General features: G+C 71.7%; 15 protein-coding genes and 1 riboswitch. Of the genes, 7 read left to right on the top strand and 8 right to left on the bottom strand.

Annotated elements, in window-relative coordinates; genetic code table 11:
* Window positions 1-134: 134 nt before the first annotated feature.
* The 4 genes from WBG79_RS21975 to purE form a co-directional block, all read right to left on the bottom strand.
* Window positions 135-1,013 (bottom strand): tetratricopeptide repeat protein, encoded by an 879-nt coding sequence (locus tag WBG79_RS21975; protein WP_337359361.1) that lies wholly within the window; start codon window positions 1,011-1,013, stop codon window positions 135-137.
* Between the two features lie 310 nt (window positions 1,014-1,323).
* Window positions 1,324-1,566: a 30S ribosomal protein S21 gene (gene rpsU, locus WBG79_RS21970; protein ID WP_337359360.1), complete on the bottom strand. Its 243-nt coding sequence runs from the start codon at window positions 1,564-1,566 to the stop codon at window positions 1,324-1,326.
* A gap of 137 nt (window positions 1,567-1,703) precedes the next feature.
* A complete protein-coding gene (locus tag WBG79_RS21965; protein ID WP_337359359.1) occupies window positions 1,704-2,783 on the bottom strand; it encodes a 5-(carboxyamino)imidazole ribonucleotide synthase in 1,080 nt (359 codons plus the stop codon).
* A gap of 7 nt (window positions 2,784-2,790) precedes the next feature.
* Window positions 2,791-3,291 carry a 5-(carboxyamino)imidazole ribonucleotide mutase gene (gene purE, locus WBG79_RS21960; protein ID WP_337359358.1) on the bottom strand — a complete coding sequence of 167 codons (501 nt, stop codon included), beginning with the start codon at window positions 3,289-3,291 and terminating at the stop codon, window positions 2,791-2,793.
* A gap of 165 nt (window positions 3,292-3,456) precedes the next feature.
* Between purE and WBG79_RS21955 the strand changes: the two genes are divergently transcribed.
* A complete protein-coding gene (locus WBG79_RS21955; RefSeq protein WP_337359357.1) occupies window positions 3,457-4,128 on the top strand; it encodes a GGDEF domain-containing protein in 672 nt (223 codons plus the stop codon).
* On the opposite strand, the gene WBG79_RS21950 is transcribed toward WBG79_RS21955, so the two are convergent.
* A complete protein-coding gene (locus WBG79_RS21950; protein WP_337359356.1) occupies window positions 4,118-4,324 on the bottom strand; it encodes a YdcH family protein in 207 nt (68 codons plus the stop codon). The two genes, WBG79_RS21955 and WBG79_RS21950, sit on opposite strands and share 11 nt — an antisense overlap.
* A gap of 265 nt (window positions 4,325-4,589) precedes the next feature.
* Here WBG79_RS21950 and WBG79_RS21945 point away from each other — a divergent pair, with 265 nt between their 5' ends.
* The 3 genes from WBG79_RS21945 (at window position 4,590) to WBG79_RS21935 (ending at window position 7,121) form a co-directional block, all read left to right on the top strand.
* Window positions 4,590-4,769, top strand: coding sequence for a YdcH family protein (locus tag WBG79_RS21945; RefSeq protein WP_337359355.1), 180 nt, complete (start codon window positions 4,590-4,592; stop codon window positions 4,767-4,769).
* A gap of 333 nt (window positions 4,770-5,102) precedes the next feature.
* Window positions 5,103-5,210: riboswitch (TPP riboswitch) on the top strand.
* Window positions 5,211-5,282: 72 nt separating this feature from the next.
* On the top strand, window positions 5,283-6,158 hold the full coding sequence (locus tag WBG79_RS21940; RefSeq protein ID WP_337359354.1) for an ABC transporter permease: 876 nt from the start codon (window positions 5,283-5,285) through the stop codon (window positions 6,156-6,158).
* Window positions 6,159-6,185: 27 nt separating this feature from the next.
* On the top strand, window positions 6,186-7,121 hold the full coding sequence (locus WBG79_RS21935) for an ABC transporter substrate-binding protein (RefSeq protein ID WP_337359353.1): 936 nt from the start codon (window positions 6,186-6,188) through the stop codon (window positions 7,119-7,121).
* A 16-nt stretch (window positions 7,122-7,137) separates the two neighbouring features.
* Here the strand turns inward: WBG79_RS21935 and lysA are convergent, their stop codons facing one another.
* Window positions 7,138-8,457 carry a diaminopimelate decarboxylase gene (gene lysA / locus WBG79_RS21930; RefSeq protein WP_337359352.1) on the bottom strand — a complete coding sequence of 440 codons (1,320 nt, stop codon included), beginning with the start codon at window positions 8,455-8,457 and terminating at the stop codon, window positions 7,138-7,140.
* A 196-nt stretch (window positions 8,458-8,653) separates the two neighbouring features.
* On the opposite strand from lysA, the gene WBG79_RS21925 reads away from it, so the two are divergent.
* From WBG79_RS21925 to WBG79_RS21915, 3 genes are all read left to right on the top strand, one after another.
* Window positions 8,654-9,817, top strand: coding sequence for a sialidase family protein (locus tag WBG79_RS21925; RefSeq protein WP_337359351.1), 1,164 nt, complete (start codon window positions 8,654-8,656; stop codon window positions 9,815-9,817).
* A complete protein-coding gene (locus tag WBG79_RS21920; RefSeq protein WP_337359350.1) occupies window positions 9,814-10,413 on the top strand; it encodes a hypothetical protein in 600 nt (199 codons plus the stop codon). Before WBG79_RS21925 ends, WBG79_RS21920 begins: the two co-directional genes overlap by 4 nt.
* 83 nt (window positions 10,414-10,496) lie before the next feature.
* On the top strand, window positions 10,497-11,102 hold the full coding sequence (locus WBG79_RS21915; RefSeq protein WP_337359349.1) for an EF-hand domain-containing protein: 606 nt from the start codon (window positions 10,497-10,499) through the stop codon (window positions 11,100-11,102).
* 103 nt (window positions 11,103-11,205) lie between these two features.
* Here the strand turns inward: WBG79_RS21915 and WBG79_RS21910 are convergent, their stop codons facing one another.
* Window positions 11,206-11,655 carry a hypothetical protein gene (locus WBG79_RS21910; protein ID WP_337359348.1) on the bottom strand — a complete coding sequence of 150 codons (450 nt, stop codon included), beginning with the start codon at window positions 11,653-11,655 and terminating at the stop codon, window positions 11,206-11,208.
* Between the two features lie 218 nt (window positions 11,656-11,873).
* Complete coding sequence (rpoH, locus tag WBG79_RS21905) at window positions 11,874-12,758, bottom strand: RNA polymerase sigma factor RpoH (RefSeq protein WP_337359347.1); 885 nt, start codon at window positions 12,756-12,758, stop codon at window positions 11,874-11,876.
* Between the last annotated feature and the right edge of the window lie 173 nt (window positions 12,759-12,931).

Raw genomic sequence — 12,931 nt, 5'->3', positions numbered from 1 at the left:
CCGGGCATCAATGGCAGTTACTCGTTCCTCAGCGTGATGATGTCAAAACCGAGGACGTCCGCATATATGCTAAAAGACATACGTCGTTGCGCCCGCGGACGGCAGCGCTTCGCCAACCGGGGCGAGATCGAGGATCAGAGCACGCCGCCCGTTCGCTGGAGGCAGCTGCGCGCGACGGTCGATCCGGGGGCGAGGGCGAGGGCCCGCTGGCAGGCGGCGCGGGCGCCCTCCCGGTCGCCGAGCTGCTCCTGCGTGATGCCGCGGTTCAACCAGGCGTCGGCGTAGTCCTTGTTGATGGTCAGCGCGGCGTTGAAGTCGTCGAGGGCCCCCTTCGCGTCGCCGGTGGCGAGCTTGGAGAGGCCACGCCCGTTGAAGGGCTCGGGGGCGGTCGAATCCCGCTCGATCGCGGCGGAAAAATCCGAAATGGCGGCCTGGTGGTCGCCGCGGAGCTGATGGATCAGGCCGCGGTCGTGATAGGCCCCCGGGTTCTGCGGGTTGATCTGGATGGCTGCGGCGAAGTCCCCGAGGGCGGCGTCGACACGGCCGGTCTGCCGGAAGACGTTCGCGCGGCCGACATAGGCCTGGTCGTAGTCCGGCTTCAGCTCGATCGCCTTGGTGTAGTCCTGCAAGGCGAGGTCGTACTTGCCGAGCCGGCGCAGGACGAGGGCGCGGTTGGCATAGGCCTGGTGCAGCGTCGGGTCGATCGTCAGGGCGGCGGAGAAGTCGGCGAGCGCCTCGTTGTTGGCCCCGGCGCGCGCATAGGCCGTGCCGCGGATGTTCAGGGCGCCGGCATCGCGCGGGTTGGCGCGGACGACTTCGCTCAGGGAGGCGATATTGGCCTGCGACCCGCCGGCCCCGTCCGGATCGGCGAGGTTGCCGGTCGGACCGCCGACGGATCCGAAGTTGGCGCCGCAGCCCGCGAGCCCCGTCGCGAGCGCCAGTGCGAGGCCGGCGGCCAGGAGACGGCCCGGCGCGGCGCGGCGGGACGGCGAGGGATCGGCGGTCGGGGGCACGGCGGTCTCCGGGTCTCGGCGGGCTAGGCAGGCTTCCGGCTCCGAGGCCGGCTCGGCACGGGTCCCCTCGGCTGCCGTCCTGCCGCGGCGCACGGCACCGGACGGCACATCCGGGAGCGGGCCACCGCAGCAGACGATCGTGTCCGAGCCGGGGCGGATGACGGTCTCGTGACACGGACTGCGGAGCGTGTCGCAACGGCGCCACGGTGCGCGACGACGGACCGGGCGCAATGCGAAAACCGTGCGGCCCTCGGGGCGGCACGGTTCAGCGTCGGCGGTGCGGGACGGGCTCCCGGCGAGCCCCCGCGGATCAGCGCTTGGCGCCGGGCGTGGTCGCCGGCTTGCCCGGGATCAGGCCTTCGCGCTGGGCACGCTTGCGGGCCAGCTTGCGGGCGCGGCGGACGGCCTCGGCCTTCTCGCGCGCCTTCTTCTCGGAGGGCTTCTCGTAGTGGCCGCGGAGCTTCATCTCCCGGAAGATGCCCTCGCGCTGCATCTTCTTCTTGAGGGCCTTCAGAGCCTGGTCGACATTGTTGTCGCGAACGAGAACCTGCACGCGTGGATCCCTTGTCTTTGCAGATGGGGTTGAGGCGGGGAAAAGCTCCCCTGCGCCGCCGGAGCGTCGCCAAAGTGGCGCCTAGCTAGCAGAATCGATCGGCCCTGTCCATGGCTCTCGGCCCGATCGCGGCCTTCTCACGCGCGCGGCCGGATGCGGTTCACGTGGCCCATCTTGCGGCCCGGGCGCGTCTCGTGCTTGCCGTAGAGATGCAGGGCGGCGCCGGCCTCGGCGAGGATCGCGGGGGCCCGCGCCGCCTCGTCGCCGATGAGGTTTTCCATCACCACGTCCGAGTGGCGCGCGAGACTGGCGAGCGGCAGGCCCGCCACGCAGCGCAGGTGCGCCTCGAACTGCGAGACCACGCAGGCGGTCTCGGTCCAGTGGCCCGAATTGTGGACGCGCGGCGCGATCTCGTTGGCCACGAGGCGCTCGCCGGTCTCGTCCTCGACGACGAAGAGCTCGACGGCGAGGACGCCGACATAGTCGAGCGCGGTGGCGACCCGCTCGCCGATCGCCCGGGCGGCCTCGGCGGTCGCCGGGCGGATATGGGCGGGGACCCGCGAGAACTTCAGGATGTGGTCGCGGTGCTCGTTCTCCGGCACGTCGAAGGAGGCGAGGCTGCCGTCGAGCGCACGGGCGGTCAGGATCGAGACCTCGCGGGCGAAGGGCACCCAACCCTCCAGGATGGCGGCGTGCCCCTTCATGGCGGCCAGCGCCGTCTCGGCGTCCTCCGGGCGGGCGATCTTCGCCTGGCCCTTGCCGTCGTAGCCGAAGCGGCGGGTCTTCAGGACCGCGGGGTAGCCGAGTTCGGCGAGGGCGAGGCGGAGCTGGGCGAGGTCGTCGACGGCCCGGAACGGGGCGGTCGGGATGCCGAGGCCGTTGAGGAATGTCTTCTCGGACAGGCGGTCCTGGGCGACCTCGAGCGCGCCGAGGCCGGGCCGCACGGGGACGCGGGCGGCCAGGAAGGCGGCCGTGGCGGCGGGGACGTTCTCGAACTCGTAGGTGACGACGTCGACCCCCTCGGCGAAGCGGGCGAGGGCGGCCTCGTCGTCGTAGTCCGCGACGACGTGGTCCCGCGCGACCTCGAAGGCTGGGCTCCTCGGGTCGGGGCAGAGCACGCGGGTGGAGAGGCCGAGCTTGGCGGCGGCGAGGGCCAGCATGCGGCCGAGCTGGCCGCCGCCCAGGATGCCGATGGTTGCGACGCTCGGGGCCGACATGGCGTTCTCACGCGCTCCCGGTGGCGGGGCGCTCGGCGACCGCGGCGGTCTGCGCCGCGCGGAACGCGTCGAGGCGGGCCGCGAGGGCGTCGTCCGACAGGGCCAGGATGGCGGCGGCGAGGAGCGCCGCGTTGATGGCGCCCGGCTTGCCGATGGCGAGCGTTCCGACCGGGATGCCGCCCGGCATCTGGACGATCGAGTGCAGGCTGTCGACGCCACTCAAAGCCTTCGATTCCACGGGAACGCCGAGCACGGGGAGGGGCGTCAGGGCGGCGGTCATGCCGGGCAGGTGGGCGGCGCCGCCGGCGCCGGCGATGATGACCTTGCGGCCGGCCGCGCGGGCGCCCTTGGCGAAGGCGTAGAGGCGATCGGGCGTGCGATGGGCTGAGACGATGAGGACCTCGTGGGCGACGCCGAGCCGGTCGAGCGTGTCGGCGGCGTGGCGCATGCAATCCCAGTCGGACTGGCTGCCCATGATTATCGCGACCGGCGCCGCGCTGTCCGGCATGGTGATGCGCCCCTGATCGACCGGGGGCCATGACCCCCGGAAAGCGCCGGTTTATAGGGGAAGGGCGATGGTTCCACAAGCGCGCCCGTCTCAGATTCCGGCTTTGATTCCAGGGCGGGAGGCGGCTACTGTCGGCACCATCTCCCCTTGCGAAAGCGGCAGTCGATGAAAGATCCGCGGCGTGAAGACGCCCCGTCGGACGAGGGTGGCGGCGAGATCCGCCGGTCGGCCGGCCACGGCGTCGGGACCGGGGGCGAGGACGGGCTCCGGCGCCGCATCCGCGAACTCGAGGTCGAGCTGGCCCGGCGGAGTGCCAGGATCGCCGAACTCGAGACGATGGTCCACGAGGACGACCTCACGGGGCTCCTCAACCGCCGCGGCCTGCTCGCCGAGATCGCCCGCGTCATCGACTTCGGACGCCGCTACGGGGCGGCGGCGGGCCTCGCCTTCGTGGACCTGGACAGCTTCAAGACCGTGAACGACCGGTACGGCCATGCGGTCGGGGACGGGCTCCTGACGGAGGCGGGGCGGCGGATCCGGTCCGTCATCCGCAGCTCCGACGCGGCCGGGCGGATCGGCGGGGACGAGTTCCTGGTCGTGCTTCGGCAGGTGGATCCGGAGGGGCTGAGGCGAAAGGCCGAGAGCCTACGGACGGCGCTGGAGGCGGCGCCGGTCGTGGTGGACGGGGTCCCGGTGGAGATCCGGGCGTCGGTCGGCATCGCCGCCTTCGAGCCGGAGGACACGGCGGAGAGCGCGATCCTCAGGGCGGACCGGGACATGTTCCGCGACAAGCGCGAGCGGCAGGGCGTGCCCGGGGACGATCCGCTCAGGCGATGATGTCGGGGACGAGCCGGTCCTCGAGATGCTGGATCCGGTCCCGGATCGCCAGCTTGCGCTTCTTCAGCCGCTGGATGGTCAGGTGATCGGCCCGGCCGGATTCGACCAGCGCGGCGATGGCGGTGTCGAGGTCGCGGTGCTCCTGGCGCAAGCCGACGAGTTCCTGGCGGATTTCCTGCTCTTCCTGCTCGGTCATGGACTGCGCCGCGTCTTTCCGGTCGTGGGCTCCGGGCCCGACTGCGAAACGGTCCGGCAATCATAAACCGAAGCGCGGCAAAAGGGGACCCCGCCGCCCAAGCTGCCGTAGGGGCGCCGTGGCGCAGGGTAAACCATTCGGTAACCGAAAAAGTGAGCGAGGGGGTGGAAAGCGGATCCGTATTCACCACATCCAAGCTTGCGGGCATGGCGGCTCGCTGTCATGCTCCTGTAGCCAAGTCCTGCGAGAATGGGAGGCTTTCAGCATGTCCATCGAATCGCATCTTGCGGAACTGAATCGTCGCCACGCGGCCCTCGAGGACGAGTTGCGCGACGCCCTTGCCCATCCGAGCATCGATTCCCTCGAGATCGCGGACCTGAAGCGGCGCAAGCTGCTGTTGAAAGATGAGATTTCCCGTCTGAAGTCCGGCGTCACCATCCACTGACGCGCTACCCCGGAGGCGAGGAGCCCCGGCGGGATCGGAGCGGCCCCCGAGTCCAGGCGTCGCGCCGCAGACGATTCCGGTTTCCTGGCCGTCACGCAGACGGCCTCCCCCGGTCCCGGCATGTTCAGCCCGGAGACCGCAGAAGGGTCCGGCCCCGGCGAGTTCTCGCCGGGCCGGAACGGATCAGAAGACCATCGGGAAGGGGTCTTTGTCGACGCGCCGCGGCCTCGCCCGCGGCGTTTTCGCGTCCGGGGCAGCGGCCCGGTGCGACCATCGCCTCGAAACGCATGGGCGCCGCGCCCTTGCATGCCAGGCCGGGGTGGTCCATCTTATCCTTTGTCCGAGGGGTGCTCCGATCCGGAGCTGAGATGGTGCGCGAGCACCGGACCCTTTGAACCTGATCCGGGTCATGCCGGCGAAGGGACGGGATCTTCCGCGTTTCCGACAGCCAGAGTCCCCGGATCTCCACCCGACGCCGCCCTCGCGGGCGTCGCCGTTCCGGAGCGGAGATCCATGACGATCGCACACGAGATCGGCCGGCGCCTGCCGGTTGCGCGGGGCGGGACCCGCGGGACGGAACCGGCCGGCGCGGAGCCCGGCCGCGGCGCCGTGCGGCCGCTCGACGGGGCGCGGTCGCCGACCCTGTCGTTCGTGGCCGAACTCGCCGGGGTGGCGGCGGGCCTGATCGCGCTCTGGTGGGCGGCCGTGCTGATCTTCGCGCCGCCGCCCTACCTGCTGCCGGGACCGGACCGCGTGGCGGCGGCCTTCGTCACCCGCTTCGACGACCTGGCGGCGAACACGCTGGTGACCGGCGGGGAAATCGTGCTCGGGCTCCTGCTCGGCACCGCCGTCGGCCTCGCGACCGCGCTCGGCATGGCCTACTGGCCGGCGACGCGCCGGCTGGTGCTGCCCGTCGTCGTGGTGCTGCAGTCGCTGCCGGTCTTCGCCATCGCGCCGGTGCTGGTGCTCTGGTTCGGCTTCGGCCTCGCCTCCAAGGTGGTGATGGCGAGCCTGATCATCTTCTTCCCGGTCGCCTCGGCGTTCCACGACGGACTGAGCCGCACCGACCCGGGCCTCCTCGACCTCGCCGTCCTCTATCGCGCCCGGCGCTGGCAGACCCTGTCCATGATCCGGATCCCGGCGGCGCTGCCGGCGCTCGTCTCGGGCCTCAGGATGGCGGCCGCCGTCGCGCCGATCGGGGCGGTGGTCGGCGAGTGGGTCGGGTCCTCCTCGGGCCTCGGCCTCCTGATGATGCACGCCAACGCGCGGCTGCAGACCGACACCATGTTCGCCGCGCTGGTCATCGTGGCGGCCCTGGCGGTCGCGCTCCGGCTGGCCGTCGACCTCCTCACGCGCCGCCTCGTGCCCTGGCTGCCCGAGACGGCCTGACCCAACCCCCACAACAGGAGCCGATCCATGCGACGCCTCATCGCCGCCGCCGCCCTGAGCCTGATCCTGGCGTCCCCGGCGGGCGCCGCCGACAAGCTGTCGGTCGCGCTCGACTGGTTCGTCAATCCCGACCACGCGCCGCTCGTGGTCGCCCGGGAGAAGGGCTTCTTCGCGGCCGAAGGGCTCGACGTCGAACTGATCGCCCCGGCCGACCCCTCGGCGCCGCCGCGGCTGCTGGCGGCCGGGCAGGTCGACGTCGCGATCTCGTACCAGCCGAGCCTGCACCTCGCGGTCAAGGAGGGGCTGCCGGTCGCCCGCTTCGGCACGCTGGTCGAGACGCCGCTCAACACCGTCATCGTGCTCGCGGACGGGCCGGTGAAGACGGTCAAGGACCTCAAGGGCAAGAAGGTCGGCTACTCGGTGTCCGGCTTCGAGGACGCGGTGCTGCTGCAGATGCTGGAGGGCGCCGGCCTGACGGCCAAGGACGTGGAACTCGTCAACGTCAACTTCGCCCTGACGGGAGCGCTCCTGTCAGGGCAGGTGGACGCGGTCGTGGGCGGCTACCGGAACTTCGAACTCACCGAACTGGAGCTCGCCGGCAAGAAGGGGCGGGCTTTCTTTCCCGAGGAGCTGGGCATCCCGGCCTATGACGAGCTGATCTATCTGGCCCGCCGGGACCGGACCGGGGATCCGCGGCTGCCGCGTTTCCTGGCGGCGGTCGAGAAGGCGACGCTGTGGCTGACCAACAACCCGGCCGAGGCCTGGGCGCTGTTCAAGGCGTCCGACAAGAAGCTCGACGACGAGCTGAACCGCCGGGCCTTCTTCGATACGCTGCCGCGTTTCGCCAAGCGGCCCGCCGCGCTCGACGTCGGCCGCACCGAGCGCTTCGCGGCGTTCCTGAAGGCCAAGGGGCTGATCGACACGGTGCCGCCGGTCGAGACCTACGCGGTGGCGCCGAAGTGAGACGGTCGAGCGGCGGCTACTCGGCCGCCCGCTGCCCCGGCTTCGCCGGGCCGATCCAGTCGGGGACCTGGTCCCAGCCGATCTGCTCGGCCACCTCGACCCGGCGACGGACCGTCGCCCAGCGGGTGCCGTCGACCAGCACCTCGGGGGCGAGCGGGCGGGCGTTGTAGGTCGACGACATGGTCGCCCCATAGGCGCCGGCGGTCGCGATGGCGACGAGGTCGCCGGCGGCGAGCGCGGGCAGGCGGCGGCGTTTGGCGAAGGTGTCGGAACTCTCGCAGATCGGCCCGACGATGTCGTACTCGACCGTCGGCGCGGCCGGCGCGGGGATGCGGACCGGCACGATGTCGTGGTGGGCCTCGTACATGGCGGGGCGGACGAGGTCGTTCATGGCCGCGTCGAGCACGAGGAAATGCATGCCGCCCGCATCCTTCACGAAGATCGTGCGTGCGAGCAGGATGCCGGCGTCGGCGACCAGCGAGCGGCCGGGCTCGATGGAGAGGTCGAAACCCCGGCCGTGGACGGTCGCCCGGATCGCGTCGGCGAGGTCGGCGAAGGAGAACTCCAGCTCGTTCTCGTAGGGGATGCCGAAGCCGCCGCCGAGATCGAGGCGGGTCAGCGGGTAGCCCTTGCGGCGCAGTTCCTCGGCGAGCGCCGCCACCCGGCCGTAGGCGGTCAGGAAGGGCGCGGGGGTCATGATCTGCGAGCCGATGTGCATGGCGAGACCGACCACCCGGACGTGGGGCAGGGCCTTCACCTCGTTGTCCAGGCGGCCGAGCGTGCTGGCGTCGATGCCGAACTTGTTGTCCTTCTTGCCGGTGGTGATCTTGGCGTGGGTCTCGGCGTCGACGTCCGGGTTGACGCGCAGCGCCACATCGGCGACCCGGCCCTTGGCGCCCGCGATCTCGTCGACCAGGCGGAGTTCCTCGAAGGACTCGACATTGATCTGATGCAGGCCCGCGTCGAGCGCGGCGGCGATCTCGGCCGCGGTCTTGCCGACGCCGGAGAAGACGACGTGACGCGGCGCCATGCCGGCCGCCAGCGCCCGGGCCATCTCGCCGCCCGAGACGATGTCGGCGCCGATGCCCTCGGCGGCCATGAGGGCGAGGACCGCCTGGTTGGCGTTGGACTTCATGGCGAAGTGGACGGCGACCCCGAGCGGCCCGACGGCGGCCTTCAGGGCGCGCACGCGCTCGCGCAACCGTGCGGCCGAGTAGACGTAGACGGGCGTGCCGACCGCGGCCGCGATCGCCGACAGGGGGACGCCCTCGGCATGGAGCTCGCCCGCCCTCGGGGCGAAGCCGGTCGGCGGGAGGCGGCGGTAGAGGTCGTCCATGGCACTCGCTCGGGTGGGTCCGTCGGCCGGGTTGCTAGCACGAAACACGAGGGCGGGTAAGCGGCTCCGGCAACGGGGCGCCCCGCCCGTTGACGACGCGGGGGCGGGGGCCTAACTGGGAAGCGCGGGCGGCCGGACCGGGCGGCCCTGCCGGAGGAGATCCGCCCTGCCGTCCGTCCGAAACACGATCCTGGGCGTGGCGGCCGTGGCCTGGCTCGGCCTGTCGGCGGTGGCGCTGACGCGGGCGCCGGCGCCGCTCGGCTGGGGCTTCGCGCTGGAGCCCGAGGAACTCGCCGCAAGCGCGCGCGCGTTGCCGCCGCTGTTCGAGGATCTGCTCGACTATGTGAAGCCCGCCGGGCACGCCCATTCGCCGAGCCTCTTCGAGGCCGAGGACGGCACGCTCTCGGCCCTCTGGTTCGACGGCAGCCGCGAGGGGGCGACCGACGTGGTCATCGGCCGCATGGTTGTGCGCGGGCCCGGCGGACCACGGATCGGGCCGGCGCCGGAGTCTCTCGTGTCGGCACCCCAGGTGCAGGCGGCGGTCCGGCCGGAGCAGGCGCTCCGCAAGCTCGGCAACAGCGTGGTCGCGCAGGCGCCCGGCGGGCCGCCGCTCCTCTTCGCCACGACGGTGTCGTTCGGCGGCTGGGCCATGTCGAAGATCGCCGTGATGCCGCTCGGGGCCGGCCTCGCCCCAGGACCGGCGGCTCGCCACCTGCCGCTATCGCCGGTGATGAACCGGTCGGCGCTGGTGCGCGCCAACCCGATCCTGTTCGCCGACGGGACCATCGGGCTGCCCACCTACCACGAGCAGATCGGCCGCTACGGCGAGCTGCTGCGGCTTTCCCCCGACGGGAGACTTCTCGCGCAGGTCAGGATGAGCCACGGGATGGGCGGGATCCAGCCGGTGGTGGTGCCGCTCGACCGGCTCCGGGCCGTCGCGTACCTGCGCAACTTCTCGGGCGACCGGACCTTCCTGCTCAGGACCCGGACGGCGGACGGGGGGCGGACCTGGAGCCCGCTGGAACGCACGGCCCTGGCCAGCCTGAACTCGCCGGCCGCCGCCGCGCGGCTGTCGAGCGGGGCGGTGGTGGTCGTCTACAACGACGGGCCAGAGCGGCGCGACCGGCTGGTGCTGGCCGTGTCGACCGACCAGGGCGAGACCTTCCGCACCATCCACGTTCTGGAGGACGGCGTCGCCCGGCCCGGCGACGCCCGCTACCCGACGCTGATCCGGCTCCGCGACGGCTCCTTCGCGCTCGCCTTCTCGACCCGCAGCCGGGGCGGGATCCGAGTGGTGCGTTTCACCGAGGCCTGGGTGGCGCAGGAACTCGCCCGGGCGGGCGGGGAGGCGCGGCCATGACGGGGATCGCGGCCGGGACGGCGGCGGAGATCTACGCGCAGGGCTGCGCGCTCCTGGTGCTGGCGCTCGTCGCCGCGGGCCTGCTGCGGCTGGCGCGGCTCGGGCCTCGGCCGGCGCGGGTCGCCGGGCTGGCGGTCGCGGCCGTCATGACGCTGCCGGGCCTCCACGCTTTCGGCGCGGGCGCGGTGGCTAGCCTCTTCGCGCCCTTCGCGCCCGGCGCGGCGGTGGTGGCGGGACTGGTGCTGGCGCGACCCTGGCTGCCACCGCTCCGGCCGCCGTCACGGCTGGAGAGCGTGGCCGGCGGGGCGGGGCTCGCGGCCTTCTACGCGGCGAGCCTCGGGGCGACGGCGATCGACCCCTACGCGCTGATCCTGGAGACGGGGCCGGCGATCGGGCTGTCGTCGATCCTGCTCGCCGCCGGCGTGGCGACCGGTCGGCCGATCCTGGCCCTCCTCGGGCCGCTCGGGCTCGCCGCCTGGCTCACCGGGATCACCGGCTCGGAGAACGCCGCCGATGCGCTCCTACATCCGGTGATGGCGCTGGCGCTCGTGCCCCGCGTCCTGGCGGGCAAGGGCCGTCCGTCCGCGGCCCCGTGATCTGGCACGGACCCTGCTAGGGATCGTCATGACGAGACGCGGGCCCTCGGCCCCGTCGGCATCGGACGAGAGCGAGGCAGGACATGGTGAACCAGGTCGGATCCGGGTCGGTCCGCAAACTCTTGGGGCAGCTGCTCCCGCGCAAGCAGGCCGGCGGCGCCGGCCCCGACGACCCCTCGACGCTGGGCGGCACGCAGGGCACCGGGCAGGATCTGCCGGGCGGCAACAACGGCCGGGCAATCGGCAAGGTGATGAACCGCGCCGCCGCTTCGGCCTCGATGGCGCGGGCGGACCTTCGGACGCTGATCGACGCGCAGCTCCAGGCCGCGTCCAAGGAGGACGGCGGGCTCGAGAAGCTGTTCAAGGCGGTGGACACGGACGGCGACGGGAAGATCGGCGCGGACGAGCTGAAGGGCTTCATCGACTCCGTGCTGGCCGATGCCGGCGCCACATCGACGACCGGGCAGGACGACGGGACCAAGCCCCTCGGCGCGGCCGACACCGCCACCAGCACCGCCGAGACCGTGACGCGGCGCGTGGCCGACACCATGATCGCGGCGATCGAGGATCGGCTCGGCGTGGGCGGGGCCGTGGCCGGCAACGCGCTCGCGCTGTTCGGCCTCCTCGGGGCCGCCAGCGCCTACAAGCCGAACCGGGCCGCGACGGCGACGACCTCGGTCAGCGCCTGAGAGGGGCCCTTCCCATGAGAAAGGGGCCCGGGCGGTCTCCCGTCCGCCCGAGCCCCATCCGGCCGGCAGCCCCGAACCCCCCGGCCGGAACCGGTCGGCCGGGTTACTGGACCCGGGTCGAGGTGTGTTCCTTCAGCAGGAAGACGCCGTCGCGGTTCTCATAGACCTTGCGGTAGTCGGCGGTCACCGTCTCGTTGCCGACGCGGTAGACAAGGCGTCCCTGGTCGGTGGCGGTGTTGCAGCCGAGGGTGATCTTGCGGTCCTTGAGTTCGACCTTCACGCCCTTGATCATGGCGCCTTCGTAAAAGGCCCGGAGTGCCTTCTGGTCGGCGGCGGGCTTGTCTTTCAGGGCGAGATGGACCTTGGCGTCGGGGGTATACCAGAGCGTCACGGCATCGGCGCTGCCGCTCGCCAGCGAGGCGTTCCAGCGGTCGAAGCGCTCCTTGACCTCGGCTTCCGTGAAAGACTTGCAGGACTGGCCCGTGGCGGCCGCGGCAGGGGTGATGGCGAGCGGGGCCAGGGCAACGACAGCGGCTGCGAGCTTCCAAGTCATGAGTTTCCTCCCAGTTTCGGCCGGCTCCTCGCCGTCCGCTAGGGAAGGTATGGGCTGACAGCAAGCTGACAAGAACCTTACGAAAAATTAATCCGGGGCCGGTGCGTGGCGCCCGACCGCCAGGGCCAACGGGTTGGCCGCGGCGGACGCGACATGAAAATCCCCGCGGTCCCGGTGGGGAAACCGCGGGGAGTCCATAGTGCGTCGGTCGGAGAAGATCAGGACGCCATCAGCTCGGCGGCGCCGGCCTTGACGGCCTCCTGGACCTTCTCGAAGGCGCGGACCTCGATCTGGCGGACGCGCTCGCGGCTGACGCCGAACTCGACGGAGAGGTCCTCGAGCGTGATCGGTTCCTCGGCCAGGCGGCGGGCCTCGAAGATGCGGCGCTCGCGCTCGTTGAGGACGCCGAGGGCGTTCTGCAGGAGCTTGCGCCGGCTGTCCAGTTCCTGGCTCTCGGCAAGGCGGGTCTCGGCGCTCTCGCTCTCGTCGACGAGCCAGTCCTGCCACTCGGAGGTGTCCTCGTCGGAGCGCAGCGGCGCGTTCAGCGAGGCGTCGCCGCCGAGGCGACGATTCATGGAGATGACCTCCTCCTCGGAGACGCCCAGCTTGGTGGCGATCTGCTTGACCTGGTCGGGCTTCAGGTCGCCCTCGTCGAGCGCCTGGATCTGGCCCTTGATCTTGCGCAGGTTGAAGAACAGCCGCTTCTGGTTCGCGGTCGTGCCCATCTTCACGAGCGACCACGAACGCAGGATGTACTCTTGAATAGACGCCTTGATCCACCACATGGCGTAGGTGGCCAGGCGGAAGCCCTTCTCGGGCTCGAAACGCTTCACGGCCTGCATCAGGCCGACGTTGCCCTCGGAGATCACCTCGGAAATCGGGAGGCCGTAGCCTCGGTACCCCATAGCGATCTTGGCGACGAGGCGGAGGTGGGACGTCACCAGGCGGCGCGCGGCCTCCGGGTCGGCGTGCTCGCGGTAGCGCTTGGCGAGCATGTACTCCTCCTGCGGCTCCAGCATGGGGAACCGCCGGATCTCGTCGAGATAACGGCTGAGGCCGCCCTCGAGGGCGGCGAGCGGGGCAAGAGACTGCGTGCGGGCCATGGAGCGCCCTTTCCTCCGTTGGTGCCGGTCCGGTTCGGGGTCGTGGGCGTAACACCCGAATTCCCTGTCCGTTCCGGCGTCGGTTCTCCCGACATGAACACCGGCCCCCGACCATCGGCAGGCGCGGCGGACGCCCTTTCCGGCGCGTCCATGGTGACTATACGAGCCTTTGC

Origin of the sequence: Prosthecomicrobium sp. N25, from assembly GCF_037203705.1 — a bacterium.
Lineage (GTDB): Bacteria > Pseudomonadota > Alphaproteobacteria > Rhizobiales > Ancalomicrobiaceae > Prosthecodimorpha.
Note: the sequence above shows the minus strand (reverse complement) of the source record. Positions and strands in the feature narration are given on the sequence as shown.